We start from the raw sequence: 13,704 nt of genomic DNA, 5'->3' as shown, positions 1-13,704 counted from the left end.
TCCGGTTCACCACCAGTGCCAGCCTCCGCCCCAAGGGCCGCCCCAGGGTCCGCCCCATGGGCCTCCCCAGCCGCCCCACCAGCGCCTGCGACGGCGGCAGCGACGACGACGCCAGCGACGCCGCCCGCAGCCGCCTCCTTCTGGGAAGCCGCTTGATCCAGCCATCGTAGTCCTCCCCCCGTTGCCACTTTCCAAATAGCACAATATGCCCGTAAATCACATCAAACGGGATATATCCACTTATTTCGCTCTGCTTTGACGGGGAATTCACTACGTAAAGTCCGGGTGCGTTCCTACGGCCGATGACCCCCGCCGACAACCGCCGACGACGACCGCTGGATGCGCGCCCGTGTGAGCTCGCTCACAGGGTGTCACAGCAGGACGCGGGAGCCCGTCTTAGAGGGCATGACGAACACGGAGCAGACCTCGGTGCTGATCACCGGAGGCAACAAGGGACTCGGCCTCGAAACGGCCCGGCGGCTCGGCGAGCTCGGCTGGACGATCTTCCTCGGCTCGCGCGACGCGGAGCGCGGCAGGACGGCCGCCGCCAAGCTGGCCGCGGACGGCGCGAACGTGGTCATGGTGCCGCTGGACGTGACCTCGGACGAGTCGGTGGCCGACGCCGTACGGCGCGTCCGCGAGCACACCGACCGGCTGGACGTGCTGGTCAACAACGCCGGCGCGCCGGGCAACGTGGTCACCCCCGCCGACGCCACGGCCGACGAGCTGCACGCCGTCTACGACACCAACGTGTACGGCCCGGTCCGGGTCACGCACGCATTCCTCCCCCTGCTCAGGGCCGCGGCCAACCCGCGGGTGGTGATGGTGTCCAGCGGCGGCGGCTCCTTCGCGGTCGTGACGGATCCCGAGCAGCCCGTCTCGAAGATGCACGAGCTCGCCTACAGCTCGTCGAAGGCCGCGCTGAACATGATCACCGTCCGGTACGCCCAGGCCCTCCCGGAGATCAAGTTCAACCTGCTCACCCCGGGAGAGGTCGCGAACCGCAAGTTCACCGCGACCGACATGAACCACCACACCGGCCAGCTGACGGTCACCGAGGGCAGCGACCCGATCGTGGAGCTCGCGACGCTCGGCCCCGACGGGCCGAGCGGGATCTTCATCGACCGCCTCGGCCCCGTCGCCTGGTGAACGCCGCCCTCGACACCCCGCTCGACACCCCACTCGACGTTGTACGGAAGCGTCCTGGAACGCTTGACGTCGTGCGGAAACGCCCCGGAACGGGAAGGCCATGGAGATGAGCGGCGAAAGACCGGCACGGGAGCCCCTGCCCGAACCGGCGGACGAGACGGGCACGACCGCGTACCGGCCGCTGCTGTTCTCCATCGCCTACGGGATGACCGGATCGGTGGGCGACGCGGAGGACATCGTGCAGGACGCGTTCCTCGGCCTGACCCGGGCGCGCCGGGCGGGCACCGTGATCGCCGACCTGAAGGCGTACCTGACGACGGCGGTGACGCGGCTGGGCATCGATCATCTGCGGTCGGCGCGGGTGCGGCGGGAGACGTACGTGGGCGACTGGCTGCCCGAGCCGGTCGTCGTGCCCGCCGACGGCCAGGGGCCGGCCGAGCGCGCCGAGCTGGCCGACTCGCTGTCGATGGCGTTCCTCGTGCTGCTGGAGTCGCTGTCGCCGGTGGAGCGGGCGGTGTTCATGCTGCGCGAGGTGTTCGGGTACGGCTACGAGGACGTGGCCAGGATCACCGGCAAGACCGAGGTGAACTGCCGCCAGATCTTCACCCGCGCCAGGCAGCACATCTCCGCCGGGCGCAAGGTGCGCGGCGGGCCCGCGCAGCGGGCGGCGGGCGAGGAGCTGGCCCGCAGGTTCTTCGAGGCGGCCGGGGGCGGCGACATGGACGCGCTGCTCGGCCTGCTCGCGCCCGACGTGGTGCTCCACGGCGACGGGGGCGGCAAGGCGCCGTCGATCGGGAGCCCGGCGGCCGGGTCGCTGCGTACCGCGCGGATGCTGGTCGCGGGGCTGCGCCGGGCCAGACGGCTCGGCGTCCTGCCCCGCCTGGCCTGGGTCAACAGCCGGCCGGGCGCGGTGCTGTACGACGGGGAAGGACGCGTGGCGGCCGTGGTCGAGCTCGACGTGGCCGACGGCGTGGTGCAGGCGATCCACTCGGTGGCCAACCCCGACAAGCTCGGCCACATCGGGCCGGTGTCCGACGTCGGGCTGCTGGGGGACGCGTGAGAGCCCGGGACGATCAGCCGACCGCCGCCGGGCGGCAGGCGGCGATCGGTGTGACCCGGGCTCGGCGGAGGCGGGATCCATGGAGGCGGGTCAGTAGGGGGCCTTGACCGAGGTGGCGATGCTCCAGGGCCCGCAGTCGGAGCTGAAGGTGCCGCGGTCGCAGCCCTGCACGATGAAGGCGGCCTTGAGCACACCGCCATGGCCGTTGGAGGTCATGCAGACCCCGTCCTGGCAGCTGGGGTTCACCGCGTACACGCCGCTCCACGGGGTCTCCCTGGCGACCTTCACCTGGGTGGCCTTGCCGCCGTTGATGCTCCAGCGGACGTTGAAGAAGTCCCAGTCGCGGCCGAGGCCGCTCCAGCGGAAGACGGCCTTGCCGCCGGCGTAGTAGGCGCGGACCAGGGTGCCGTTGCCCAGGTTGGGCGACCAGACGATCTTGCCGTTGCGGAAGAACTGGTACGAGCCGCGCTTGCCGGCGTAGCCGTACTCCTTGGTGGTCGGGCAGCCGTAGACGCTGCGCTCGCCGCCGTTGGAGCGCCACAGGTTGCCGACGAGGCTGCCGGCGGGCGCCACGAGGGCGGGGTCACAGGCGGTGGCGCTCGCGGGAGCGGCCGTGACGGCGACGGCCGTGGCCGCCGTTCCGAGAGCGGTGAGGAGGCCGAGGATGGCACGGGAGCGCGACATCGGAGTGATCCTTTCGTAGTGGTGACGTCACTATGTGTAACGCGGACCGCTTGCATCGAGGCGACAGGAGTTTGCGCGCTGCTTGCCGTCGGCTTTCCGCCGGCCCGGCCGTGCTTGCCGTCCGCTTTCGCCGACTCGACCGTGCTTGCCGTCCGCTTTCCGCCGGCCCGCGCGTACGGGCCGACGGGTTGTCAATACCGGCCGGCGACCTGGCCGGCGGGGTTGTCAGCGCTGGCAGCGGCCGAAGTCGACCACGTACGTGCCACCGCCCGGTGAGCCCGCGCCGGCCGGGTCCGCCGACCCGGCCGCGACGCCGACCCCGAGGTCCCTCAGCGTCGGGCTGAGCACGATCTGGCGGTGCCCGTACGTGCTGATGTGCACCCACCAGCGCACGGCGGCCCGGGGTGTGCCCGCTCCGGTGCCCCAGCCGGTGTAGGTGGTCTCGGCGTAGGACCAGGAGACGGGGTTCGGGCAGTAGCCGGCGGCCGTGATGCGGCTGCCCGGCGTGGAGCCGGTCTGCGGGTTCCGATGCGAGTCGGCGCCCGGCCGCCACCACTTGATCGCGGCCGCGGCGGCGGCGTGCCCGCTCGCCGCGTTGGTGAGCGGCGTGTTGACGGACAGCGGGCCGAGCCCTACCGCGGCCCGCTCGGCGTCGATCAGGCAGTGCACCGCCTGGCGGAGCATGGCGAGGTTGGCGCTGGTCGGGGCGCTGTCGTAGTACGCCGCCGCGGCGGCGCAGTTGGGCGCCGCCGTGGCGGGCGTGCTCAGGGCCGGCAGGACGCCCAGGGCCACGACGCCGGCGGCGCCGAGCAGGCTGAGGGTGCGATTCACCGCGATCTCCTTGTCTGAGGATGAACGTCCTTCAGTGATAAGGCGGCCACCCTGCCTGCGCATGAGTAGGTACGCCCTACTCACACCTCGTACGGTGGTGCGCATGAACATCTGTGTCTTCCTTTCCGCCGCCGACCTGTCCGAGACCTACACCCGCCCCGCCCGCGAGTTCGCTGAGCTGATCGGCCAGGGCGGGCACACCCTGGTGTGGGGTGGTTCCGACGTGGGCCTGATGAAGGTGGTGGCCGACGGCGTGCACGCGGCGGGCGGGCTGCTGATGGGCGTCTCGGTCGACTTCCTGGCCGCCAAGGCGCGCAAAGGCGTGGACGACATGGTGATCGCGGCCGACCTCGGCGAGCGCAAGCGGCTGCTGCTGGAGAAGGCCGACGCCGTGGTCATCATGGTGGGCGGCACGGGCACGCTGGACGAGGCCACCGAGATCCTGGAGCTGAAGAAGCACGGGCGCACGGACAAGCCGGTCGTGCTGCTGAACACGGCGGGTTTCTACGACGGGCTGAAGGAGCAGTTCCGGCGGATGGAGGAGGAGGGCTTCCTGCCGCGTCCCCTCACCGACCTGGTCTTCTTCGCCGAGGAGCCCGTGGGGGCGATGGCCTACCTGGAGGAGTCGTTCGGACTGAGCTGATCGCCGGCGTGAGGTTTCACCGCGCTGATCGCCGGCGCGCGATCCCCGCCGAGGAGACGGCGGGGATCGGCCGGAGTGGCTGTGCCGGTCGGCGGCACGCGGGTCAGCCCGCCGTCCACGACCGGAGTTTGTCCGGGTTGAGCACGGCCCAGATGCGGATGATCCGGTCGTCCGCGACGTCGAACGCCATCACCGACACGGCGACCCCATCCTGCTCGGCCACCAGCCCCGGCCGCCCGTTGACCGTGCACTCCGAGAGCACCAGATCAGGCAGCGCGCCGGCCCGGTCGGCGAAGAAGCGGGCGACCGCCTCGGCGCCGCGGACCGGGTGCGGCACCGCGGTGACGAGCCCGCCGCCGTCGCCCGTCGCCGTGACGTCGGGGGCGAGCACGCCGATGAGGGCGGCGATGTCCTTGCTCTCCCATGCCTGTTTGAAGGCCCTGACGAGGCCGGCGTGCCGGTCGGCGGGCGGCGCGGGGGTCCGCGTGTGATCGATGCGGCGGCGGGCCGAGGTGGCCAGCTGGCGGCAGGCGGCCGGGGTGCGGCCGACGATCTCGGCCACCTCGGCGAAGGGGTAGCCGAAGACGTCGTGCAGCACGAACGCGACGCGTTCCGCCGGGGTCATCGATTCGAGCACGACGAGGAAGGCCATCGTGATCGACTCGTCCAGGGTGACCCGGTCGGCCGGGTCGGGCGGGACGGCACTGGGCCGGCCGCCGAGCAGTTCGCCGTGGTCGAGCAGCGGCTCGGGGATCCACTCCCCCACATACCGTTCGCGCCTGGCCCGGGCCGAGCCGAGCACGTCGAGGCAGATCCGGCCGGCCACCCTGGTCAGCCAGGCGCCCGGCGAGTCGATGGCCTCGCGCTGAGGCGGCGACATGGCGTACCAGCGGGCGTAGGTCTCCTGGACGACGTCCTCGGCGTCGGCCAGGGAGCCCAGCAGCCGGTAGGCGAGGCCGATCAGCTGGCGGCGCTCGCTCATGAGCGCGTTCAGGCCCGGGTCGGGCCGGCCGTCCTCCGGTGCGGGTGGGTGGGTCATGGTGTGGCCGGATTCCTTCTCTCTCATCCTCGTACGACGACGCGCCGCGCCGGAATGTGAGGCCGGCGGGTCACCTCACATCGCGCGGGGCTGTGTCGTCGTACCGGCGGAAGTCTCTGAAGGAAGGACACCTCATCATGGAACCCGTGAACGTCGCGGTCATCTACTACAGTGCCACAGGCCGCGTCCACGCCCTGGCGCGGGCGGTCGCCGAGGGGGCGGAGAAGGCCGGCGCGAACGTACGGCTGCGCAAGGTCGCGGAGTCGGCCCCGCCGGAGGCGATCGGCTCCAGCCCCGAGTGGGCGGCGCACCTGCAAGAGACCGCGGACGTCGCCGAGGCCGGTCATGACGACCTGCTCTGGGCCGACGCCGTGCTGTTCGGCACGCCCACCCGTTTCGGCAATCCGGCCAGCCAGCTCAGGGCGTTCATCGAGACCACCGGGCCCCTGTGGTTCCAGGGCAAGCTCGCCGACAAGGTGTATTCGGCCTTCACCGCCGCCAACACCGCGCACGGCGGGCACGAGTCGACCATCCTGGCGCTGGGGAACACGTTCTACCACTGGGGTGGCGTCATCGTGCCGCCCGGATACACCGATGCCGTCCAGTTCGAGACGGGCAATCCGTACGGGACCTCCCACGTGGCCGGGGACGGGATGCCCAGCGAGACCACCCTCCAGGCGGCCCGCCACCAGGCCCGCCGCGTCGTCGACACGACGGCGCGGCTCAAGGCGGGCCGCGCCGCCTGATCCCGCGCCGCCCTGCCGAACGCGAGGCGCGGCGGGGCGGTGCCGTTCAGTGGAGGTCGTGCAGGGCCGGGGCGAGCCACTCGGCCTGGTCCACGCTGGTCGCGAAGTCGGTGCCGATCGCCGGCAGGAGCGCCACGTGGTCCGCGCCGGCGGCCAGGTGCTCACGTACCTTGGCCGTGATCGCCGCCGGGTCGCCGTGGGCGATCATCGTGTCCACCAGCCGGTCGCTCACGTCGGCGATCTCCTGTTCGGTGAAGCCGAGCCGGGCCACGGCGGCCGCGAACCACGCCTGGGCGAGCCCGGCCGCCACCCGCTCCCGTGCGATCTCCCTCGCCCGGACGGGGTCGTCGCCAGGCACCATGGAGAGCCCGATGACCAGCAGCCTGTCCGGGCCGAGCACCTGGCGGGCCTGCGTGGTGAACGCGGGAGGCCCGCCGGCCGGCAGCGCGCCGTCCGCGAGCTCACCGGCCAGGGCGAGCATCTTCGGGCCGTTCGCGGCGACGATCCTGGCGTACGGCGCGTCCGGGGCGGGCGGCATCGTCGGGCCGTCCATGCGGTCGAGGTAGTCGCGCATCCTGCTCAGCGGGCTGCCGAACTCCCGCCCGGTCGCGGCCGCCTGCTGCGCGTACCCGACCCCGACGCCCAGCACGAACCGGCCGGGATAGGCCTGGGCCAGCACGGAGGCGGCGCCGTGCAGGGTCTCGGGCTCCCTGGCCCAGATGTTGGCGATGCCGGTGCCGAACACCGTCCGCCGGGTGGCGGCCAGCAGCACGGCCATCTGCACGAGGGCGTCTTTGCCGCCGACGACCTCGTTGGTCCAGACGGTGCGGTAGCCGGCGCTTTCCAGCCGGACGACGGCCTCGCGCTGCTTGTCGATGTCGATCGGGTCGGTGAGCGTGGCCGGCAGCGCGATGCCGACCGGCCCCAGGGCTCGGCGGGCCGCGTCGACGACGGTGCTGCTCCCCATGAAGATCCTCCGAATTACTCAGACGAACGTGGCGGCCGGCGCACCCCCTACGGCGCACCCTGAGGGGCCACCCGTCGGTGCCCGGCCGGCGTTCCCAGCTTGCGACCGGGCGACGTCCCGAGTCCAATGAGCGTTCCGCAAGAGGCATCCCGATCCGTGCATCACCGCAGCCAGCGGGGGCGGCAGGCAGAGCTACGCTGATCTCATGCCCGACTCACCGCGCCCTCCGGAGGACCTCGATCTGCGGCTGGTGCGCGCGTTCACCGTCGTCGCCGGGCACCGGCACTTCGGCCGGGCCGCCGCGGACCTGCACCTCACCCAGTCCTCGCTGAGCCGGCAGATCGGCCGCCTCGAACAGCAGGTGGGGGCCCGGCTGCTCGACCGCACCCCGCAGGGCACCCGGCTCACCGAGGCCGGAGAGGTGTTCCTGCCGCTCGCGACGTCCCTGCTGCGTACCGCCACCCAGGCCACGGCGTCCGCCAGGGCCGCCGCGCGGCCCACGCGGATCGTCGTCGGCTACATCTGCAACCTCACGCTCGCCCCGGCGGTGCGCGACCTGCGCCGCCGGCATCCCGACGCCGAGGTGCGCATCCTGCACCTGGGCTGGAGAGAGCCCCGCGCCGCGCTGCTCGACCACCGGGTCGACGCGGTGCTCGCCCGCCTGCCGTTCCCCACCGACGGGCTGCACGTCACGGTGCTCTACGACGAGCCCAGGGCGCTGCTCGTACGCGCGGATCACCGCCTGGCGGGCAAGGAGGCGGTCACCCTCGACGACATCGCCGGCGAACCCATCCCCCGCGTGCCCGACCCCGACCCCGACTGGAACGCCTTCTGGCGCGCCGACCCCCGGCCGGACGGGAGCGCGGCGCCCGACGGCCCGCTCATCGAGGAGTCCGAGGACAAGCTGGAACTCGTGGCCGGTGGGCAGGCCGTGCTCATCGTCCCGGTCGGCGCAGCCGTGAGGGGTCTGCGTTCCGACCTCACCACGGTGCCGCTGGAGGGGGTGGCGCCCAGCCAGGTCGTGCTGGCCACCCGCGCCGGCGACCGCAGCCGCCTCGTGGCCGCCTTCCGCAGAAGCGCCGAGGCCCACCTCACCGGCCCGGCCACCACGCCGCCGGACCTGTGAGTGTGCCGTTCAGAGCTTGCAGCGGGCCCCTGCGGCCGGGGTTTCGAGGTCGATGAGGTACGCGCTCACGACCTTGTTCACGCAGGCGTTGCCCGTTAGGAGAGCGCCGTGCTGCTCGCCCTCAACGGTGAGCAGGCCGCCGCCCAGCGCCTTGGCCAGGTTGACGCCGCCCTGGTGGGGCGTCACGGGGTCGCCCGTGACGGAGACCGTCAGCGTGGCGGGCAGGCCCTTGATGTTCGTGGCGTAGGGGTAGCCGAGCGTCGGCTTGACGGGCCAGTGCTCGCAGCCGTCGCGTGCCTGCCTGATCGTACGGCCGTGGTCGGTGAACGGGGCCGCCTTGAACCACGCCCGGTTCATCGCGGTCTCCCGCGCCGGCGTGTGGCGCTCCTCGTCCAGGCAGTTGATCGCCAGCGTGGCCTCCAGCGAGCCGCTGTAGCGCCCGTCGGCGCCACGCTCGTGGTAGCCGTCGCGCAGCTTCTGCAGGGTGTCGCCCTTGCCGGCCTTGAGCTCCGCGATGCCGGCGATCGCGGCGGGCCAGGCCGCCGGGCCGTACAGCGCGGCCGTCATCCCCTCCATCGCCTGCTCGAACGTCAGTCCGCGCCCGTCGGAGGTCCGCGCCCGCTTGCCGATCAGCGGCCGGACGAGCCGCTGGAAGACCTGGGTGGCACGCTTCGGGTCGGTGCCGAGCGGGCAGTCCGGCCGCGTGGCGCACGACGCGGCCATGCGCTCGAACGAACGCTGCAGGCCGGTGGCCTGCTGGACGCGCCGCTCGTACGTGCCCGCCATCGGGTCCATCGCCCCGTCGAGCACCAGCGCGCGGACGTTGCGCGGGAACATCTCCGCGTACACGGCGCCGAGCCGGGTGCCGTAGCTGGTGCCCGCGTAGGAGAGCTTCGCATCGCCCAGGGCCTGACGCAGCACGTCCATGTCCCGTGCGACGTCGCGGGTGCCGACGTGCGCGAGCACCTGCCTGCCACCGGAACGCGCGGCGCACCGCTCGACCAGCCGGCGCGTCTCCCGCTCGGTCCAGTCGTCCAGACCGGCCGGGGTCGAGGAGAGCTTCGCGTCGTGGTCGCGCTGGGCGTCGGTGTAGCAGTCGAGCGCCGGCTTGGAGCCACCGACGCCGCGCGGGTCGAACCCGACCAGGTCGAAACGCTCGGTGATCGGCGATTTGGCCCACACGGCGGCGGTCAGGGCCGCGTGGGTGGTGCCGGGGAAGCCGGGACCGCCGGGGTTCAGCACGAGCGACCCGATCCGATTCTTGCCACGCGCGGGCACCCGCAGCAACGCTATCTCCGCCTGCCTGCCGTTCGGCTTCCGGTAGTCGAGCGGCACCTTGAGCCGCGCGCACTCGGTTCTCACGATGGGGGCGCCGGGCGGCAGTTTGGGGGGATCGCACGGCTTGAACACGGGCTTCTGCTGGTAGAACCGCTTCAGGCTGGTGCTCGCGGATACGTCCCGCCGACCGGCCTGAACGACTTGGCCAGCCTCAGCAACTCGGCCGGCCTCAGCTCCTTGGCCAGCCTGGGCAGCGGCGGCCGGGACGGCGAGCCCGCCACCCGCCACGGCCCGCTGACCGATCTGCGTGATCTGGCCGGCCGCTGGGATGGCCTGCCCCTGAGCCGGGGCGGCGTAGCTGCCAGAGAGCAGCGTCAGCGCTGCGGCGCCCAAAGCGACGGCCGGTTTCCTGCGATATGACATGTGTGTTCTCCCGTTGCCGAAGGATGATGGCCGACGAAACGCGTCCTGACATGTCCGGCTGGCGCGCGACTGTCCCAGGCTGGCTCGTGACCGTTCCAGGCAGGTCGGCCACGGACACCCGGCCGGCTCGCACTCGCGACAGAACGGCGAGGTCAGAAGGTCCCCGAACCGCACGCCCCGCATCGAACGCGGCGTCGAGCTCGGGGATCGAACCCCGCGCCGGACTCGGTGTCGGCTTGGGTACAGCCAAAACCATGACGTCGCGTCCAAGTCAACGCGCGTCAAGCGGCAGGCGACACGAGCTGCGCGGCGCAGGAACGAACCGACGACCAGCGAGAGGCGGGCGAGCCGGCGAGCGGCTGGGAGCGGGCAGCGGGCGGGCCAGTGCCAGTGCACGCCAGCGGTCGGCCGGACCACGACGAACGACCGGCACGCCGTGGCGGCGGGTCGGCTCGTCGCGGGGGGATCAGTGGAAGCGGTCCGGTCGGCAGCCGGCGAGTTCGGGGGCCGGTACCCCGGTGAGGATCTCGGAGGCGGCCAGGCGGCCGGCTGCGGCGGCCAGGGTGATCGCCGAGTGCATGACGGCGACGTACAGACCATGAGTGCCGGCGGGACGGCCGATGATCGGCTCCTCGTCGGCGGGCATCGGGCGCCAGCCGATCTCGGCGGAAAGGACCTTCGTGTCATCGGCTCCGGCGAAGGAGGCGGCGAACCGGTCGCGGACCCGCCGGGCGGTCGCGAGGAGCGCGGCCTGGTCCTTCTCGCCGCTGTACGCCTCGGGCGCCAGCACCGTACCGTCGTCGAGCTGCCGGACCTCCAGCGACGACGTCGCGACGATCGTCCGGACCAGGCCCGGCGCCGCGCTCAGCCGGACGAGGATGGCGGGCGACGGCGCGACGGGCAGGGCGACCCCGATCCCGGCGCACAGGGCGACCGTGCCGGTGCCGGCTGCCAGGACGACGGTTTCGGCGGGCAGGAACCCGGCAGTCGTATGGACGCCGCTCACCGTGGTCGCGTTCTGGTCAGAGGCGGTCGTACCCGCACCGCTCACTGTGCTCGGGCGGTGGTCGAGAGCGGTCGCCAGTACCCCCGTCAGCACCCGCGCGCCCCGGTCACGGGCGGCGGTGACTAGGAGTTCCGTTGTCGCGACCGGGTCGAAGGCGGCGTCCTCCGAGCGATGGACGGCCACGGCCGGAGGGTCGAGCAGGTGTGGTTCCAGCGCTCGGACGTCGTCGATGCGTGGTCCCGTCGCGTCGAAACCGTCCCAGGTGATGGCGCCCGACCAGCGGATCGACAGCTCGCCGAGTTCCTTCTCCAGCCGCCGGTACTCCTCCAGCGCGAGGTAGCGCAGCGGCGCCGAGGGCAGGTCGCTGACGGCCGGTCGGCCGATCCAGGCGAAGGACGCGTGGGTGGCGCCCGATGCGGGCAGGCCCGCGTCGATCAGCGTGACGGGCCGGCCGCGCCCGGACAGGTGGTACGCCAGGGACGCCCCGACAATGCCGGCTCCGACCACTACGATTCCGCGATCCGTCATCACAGCGTTCTAGCAGGCGCCGGCATACCGAGAAAACGGATTTTTCGCTATGAGAGGTGATGCGTCGGGCCAGGCTGACGACTCGACCAGGCCCGAGCGCGCCACTCCTGCCGGCGGCCGTTGCGCTACTCGTACCGGCGGCTGATGTAGCCGTCGGGCCGGACCAGCAGCGTCCCGTACGGCCACCCGTCCACCACGTGCACCGGGACGTCGGCCGGAACGCCGGGATCGGCTGTGACGACGCACCACCGCGACCCGACGAGGTCCAGCGTGGACACCCCGTCGGCCACCCACATGTGCGGCAGCCGCGATCCCGGCGACCCGTCGAAGCCGAGCGCGACGTCCTCGGTGGAGGGGAGCTCCGCGCCGCCGTACCGGTACCCCATGTGCACCACCGGCGCGTTCATCGCCCCCACCGCCTGGCGCGCCCGCGCCATGTCCTTGCCCCAGTGCAGGGACGGGTCCTCGAACCGCAGGCGCGCCTGCTCCATCGTCATCAAGGCCACCGGATGGCGCTCTTCGTGGTAGGTCTCCAGCAGTTCGGGCCCGGCCTCGCCGCGCAGCACGTGCGCGAGCTTCCAGGCCAGGTTGTGCGCGTCGGCGACGCCGGTGTTCAGCCCGAACGCGCCCAGCGGCGGGATGGCGTGCGCCGCGTCGCCCACCAGGAAGACCCGCCCGTCGGAGAGCCGGTCGGCCACCTGGCCGCGCCCCCTGAACGTCAGCACGCTGCGGATCTCCACCTCGATCGACGGGTCGCCGAGCGCCGTGCGGATGAGCTCGGGGGTCGGCTCGGTGCCGAGAGTGGTGAGGAAGACCCACTCGCGCTCGCCGTCGACCGTCACCAGCAGGCCGCGCGCGTCAGGATGCTCGATGTCGCACATCGCGAACGGCTGCTCCGGCCGCAGCTCGGCACCGAACAGCACGCTCGTCGTCTCCCTGCCCATCGCGCCGGGGCCGGTGACGCCGAGGCCGAGGATCCGCCGGACCCGGCTGCGCACGCCGTCGGCCCCCACGAGATAGCGCGCCCGCACCACCCGCCCGTCGGACAGGGTGGCCGTGACGCCGTCGGAGTCCTGCTCGAACGAGTCGAGCGCCACGCCGAACTCCACGTCGCCCGCTTTGGTGATCAGTACGCGGTCGAACCGGTTCTGCGCGCAGGTGCCGCGGATCCTGGCCGGCGTGTACGTGAACTCGCTCTCGCCCCTCGCCTTCCACGCCACGCCGTCGGTGAAGTCGGCCTCGGCCAGCGTACGCCCCTTGATCTTGCCCGCCCGCAGGTCGATCGCGGCCTCGTCGACCGCTTCCGCCAGGCCGACCTCGCGCAGAATCTCCACCGTTCGCAGCCCGATGCCGTTGGCCCTGGGATGGGGTGACAGCTCCGGTTTCTCCTCGACGACCAGGGGTTTGACGCCATGGTGGCGCAGCAGCACCGCGAGCATCAGGCCGACGGATCCGCCGCCGGCGATCAGAACATCAGTGGATACAGTGTGCCCGTTCATGGGAACACTGTAGCCATTCCGGTAGAGTCGTGTCCATGCCGCTTGTCTGGGAGCGTGAGCCGTACCGGCCGAAGAGGCAGGCCCTGAGCGTGGAGCGCATCGTCGGCGTGTCCGTCGCCATCGCCGACGCCGAAGGGCTCGACGCGGTGTCGATGCGCCGCGTCGCCGCCGAGCTTTCGACGGGCACGACGTCGCTCTACCGCTACGTGGACAGCCGCGACGACCTGCTCGACCTCATGGCCGACACGGTGCAGGACGACCAGGTGCCGCTGACCGGCGACTGGCGCGCCGACCTGGAGGCGTACGCCCACCACGAGCGCGAGCTGTGGCTGCGGCACCCCTGGCTCGCCCCGCTGCTGGCGACCCGGCCCTCGCTCGGCCCCAACTGGCTGCGCGGCCTGGAGCGCGCCCTCACCGCGGCCGCCCCGCTGACCTCCGACGTCGCCGCGGCGGGCTCGGTCGTCGGGCTGATCAGGGATTACGTACGGGGGGCGGTCATGCGCGAGCTCGCCGAGAAGGAGACCCAGCGGCGCACCGGCCAGACCGAGGACGAGTGGCGCGCCGACGTGGCCCCCTACATGCGCAAGATCATCGAAAGCGGCGACTATCCCCGGGTCACGAGCCTCACCGCGGCAGCCGACCTGAGCCCGGCCGAACAGTTCGCCTCCGGCCTGCAGCGCATCCTCACCGGCATCGCGGCCTCCCAGCAGACGGCTCCCTGAGCC

General features: G+C 72.4%; 13 protein-coding genes. 6 read left to right on the top strand and 7 right to left on the bottom strand.

All coding sequences use genetic code 11. The features are described from left to right. The first annotated feature begins 405 nt into the window (after window positions 1-405). Together AB0C28_RS09355 and sigJ (AB0C28_RS09350) are read left to right on the top strand one after the other, a co-directional pair. Window positions 406-1,149: an SDR family NAD(P)-dependent oxidoreductase gene (locus AB0C28_RS09355; protein ID WP_358073544.1), complete on the top strand. Its 744-nt coding sequence runs from the start codon at window positions 406-408 to the stop codon at window positions 1,147-1,149. A gap of 106 nt (window positions 1,150-1,255) precedes the next feature. Beyond that, the gene (gene sigJ, locus AB0C28_RS09350) at window positions 1,256-2,209 is read left to right on the top strand and encodes an RNA polymerase sigma factor SigJ (protein WP_358073543.1); all 954 of its coding nucleotides are present in this window, start codon (window positions 1,256-1,258) and stop codon (window positions 2,207-2,209) included. Window positions 2,210-2,299: 90 nt separating this feature from the next. On the opposite strand, the gene AB0C28_RS09345 is transcribed toward sigJ (AB0C28_RS09350), so the two are convergent. Both AB0C28_RS09345 and AB0C28_RS09340 read right to left on the bottom strand, forming a co-directional pair. Beyond that, window positions 2,300-2,893 carry a hypothetical protein gene (locus tag AB0C28_RS09345; protein WP_357842834.1) on the bottom strand — a complete coding sequence of 198 codons (594 nt, stop codon included), beginning with the start codon at window positions 2,891-2,893 and terminating at the stop codon, window positions 2,300-2,302. A gap of 225 nt (window positions 2,894-3,118) precedes the next feature. Then, window positions 3,119-3,724, bottom strand: coding sequence for a CAP domain-containing protein (locus AB0C28_RS09340; RefSeq protein WP_357842831.1), 606 nt, complete (start codon window positions 3,722-3,724; stop codon window positions 3,119-3,121). A 103-nt stretch (window positions 3,725-3,827) separates the two neighbouring features. Between AB0C28_RS09340 and AB0C28_RS09335 the strand changes: the two genes are divergently transcribed. Then, window positions 3,828-4,367: a TIGR00730 family Rossman fold protein gene (locus AB0C28_RS09335; RefSeq protein ID WP_357842828.1), complete on the top strand. Its 540-nt coding sequence runs from the start codon at window positions 3,828-3,830 to the stop codon at window positions 4,365-4,367. A gap of 103 nt (window positions 4,368-4,470) precedes the next feature. Here AB0C28_RS09335 and sigJ (AB0C28_RS09330) read toward each other — a convergent pair whose 3' ends face one another. Continuing rightward, the gene (gene sigJ / locus AB0C28_RS09330) at window positions 4,471-5,433 is read right to left on the bottom strand and encodes an RNA polymerase sigma factor SigJ (RefSeq protein ID WP_357842825.1); all 963 of its coding nucleotides are present in this window, start codon (window positions 5,431-5,433) and stop codon (window positions 4,471-4,473) included. 110 nt (window positions 5,434-5,543) lie between these two features. Here sigJ (AB0C28_RS09330) and wrbA point away from each other — a divergent pair, with 110 nt between their 5' ends. Then, window positions 5,544-6,152 (top strand): NAD(P)H:quinone oxidoreductase, encoded by a 609-nt coding sequence (gene wrbA / locus AB0C28_RS09325; protein ID WP_357842821.1) that lies wholly within the window; start codon window positions 5,544-5,546, stop codon window positions 6,150-6,152. A 46-nt stretch (window positions 6,153-6,198) separates the two neighbouring features. Here wrbA and AB0C28_RS09320 read toward each other — a convergent pair whose 3' ends face one another. Next, on the bottom strand, window positions 6,199-7,119 hold the full coding sequence (locus tag AB0C28_RS09320; protein WP_357842818.1) for a TIGR03620 family F420-dependent LLM class oxidoreductase: 921 nt from the start codon (window positions 7,117-7,119) through the stop codon (window positions 6,199-6,201). Window positions 7,120-7,324: 205 nt separating this feature from the next. On the opposite strand from AB0C28_RS09320, the gene AB0C28_RS09315 reads away from it, so the two are divergent. Next, window positions 7,325-8,245, top strand: a complete 921-nt coding sequence (locus AB0C28_RS09315; protein ID WP_357842815.1) for a LysR family transcriptional regulator — start codon at window positions 7,325-7,327, stop codon at window positions 8,243-8,245. Window positions 8,246-8,254: 9 nt separating this feature from the next. Here the strand turns inward: AB0C28_RS09315 and AB0C28_RS09310 are convergent, their stop codons facing one another. The 3 genes from AB0C28_RS09310 to AB0C28_RS09300 all read right to left on the bottom strand — a co-directional run bounded on the left by AB0C28_RS09310 (window position 8,255) and on the right by AB0C28_RS09300 (window position 12,979). Next, entirely contained in the window at window positions 8,255-9,607 is a 1,353-nt protein-coding gene (locus AB0C28_RS09310; RefSeq protein WP_358073542.1) for an alpha/beta hydrolase, read from the bottom strand. A gap of 805 nt (window positions 9,608-10,412) precedes the next feature. Beyond that, on the bottom strand, window positions 10,413-11,480 hold the full coding sequence (locus tag AB0C28_RS09305) for an FAD-dependent oxidoreductase (protein ID WP_358073541.1): 1,068 nt from the start codon (window positions 11,478-11,480) through the stop codon (window positions 10,413-10,415). Window positions 11,481-11,605: 125 nt separating this feature from the next. Further along, window positions 11,606-12,979: an FAD-dependent monooxygenase gene (locus tag AB0C28_RS09300; protein WP_358073540.1), complete on the bottom strand. Its 1,374-nt coding sequence runs from the start codon at window positions 12,977-12,979 to the stop codon at window positions 11,606-11,608. 35 nt (window positions 12,980-13,014) lie between these two features. Here AB0C28_RS09300 and AB0C28_RS09295 point away from each other — a divergent pair, with 35 nt between their 5' ends. After that, window positions 13,015-13,701: a TetR/AcrR family transcriptional regulator C-terminal domain-containing protein gene (locus tag AB0C28_RS09295; RefSeq protein WP_357842803.1), complete on the top strand. Its 687-nt coding sequence runs from the start codon at window positions 13,015-13,017 to the stop codon at window positions 13,699-13,701. The last annotated feature ends 3 nt before the right edge of the window (window positions 13,702-13,704 follow it).

The sequence above is a fragment of the Nonomuraea sp. NPDC048892 genome (genome assembly GCF_040649735.1).
GTDB classification, from domain to species: domain Bacteria; phylum Actinomycetota; class Actinomycetes; order Streptosporangiales; family Streptosporangiaceae; genus Nonomuraea; species Nonomuraea maheshkhaliensis.
The sequence above is the reverse complement of the archived record's forward strand: the minus strand, read 5'-3'. Positions and strand labels throughout refer to the sequence as shown.

Coding starts and splice junctions, on each gene's coding strand:
- AB0C28_RS09355 (WP_358073544.1), top strand. CDS start 406: ATGACGAACACGGAGCAGACCTCGGTGCTGATCACCGGAGGCAACAAG.
- sigJ (WP_358073543.1), top strand. CDS start 1,256: ATGAGCGGCGAAAGACCGGCACGGGAGCCCCTGCCCGAACCGGCGGAC.
- AB0C28_RS09345 (WP_357842834.1), bottom strand. CDS start 2,893: ATGTCGCGCTCCCGTGCCATCCTCGGCCTCCTCACCGCTCTCGGAACG.
- AB0C28_RS09335 (WP_357842828.1), top strand. CDS start 3,828: ATGAACATCTGTGTCTTCCTTTCCGCCGCCGACCTGTCCGAGACCTAC.
- sigJ (WP_357842825.1), bottom strand. CDS start 5,433: ATGAGAGAGAAGGAATCCGGCCACACCATGACCCACCCACCCGCACCG.
- wrbA (WP_357842821.1), top strand. CDS start 5,544: ATGGAACCCGTGAACGTCGCGGTCATCTACTACAGTGCCACAGGCCGC.
- AB0C28_RS09320 (WP_357842818.1), bottom strand. CDS start 7,119: ATGGGGAGCAGCACCGTCGTCGACGCGGCCCGCCGAGCCCTGGGGCCG.
- AB0C28_RS09315 (WP_357842815.1), top strand. CDS start 7,325: ATGCCCGACTCACCGCGCCCTCCGGAGGACCTCGATCTGCGGCTGGTG.
- AB0C28_RS09305 (WP_358073541.1), bottom strand. CDS start 11,480: ATGACGGATCGCGGAATCGTAGTGGTCGGAGCCGGCATTGTCGGGGCG.
- AB0C28_RS09300 (WP_358073540.1), bottom strand. CDS start 12,979: ATGAACGGGCACACTGTATCCACTGATGTTCTGATCGCCGGCGGCGGA.
- AB0C28_RS09295 (WP_357842803.1), top strand. CDS start 13,015: ATGCCGCTTGTCTGGGAGCGTGAGCCGTACCGGCCGAAGAGGCAGGCC.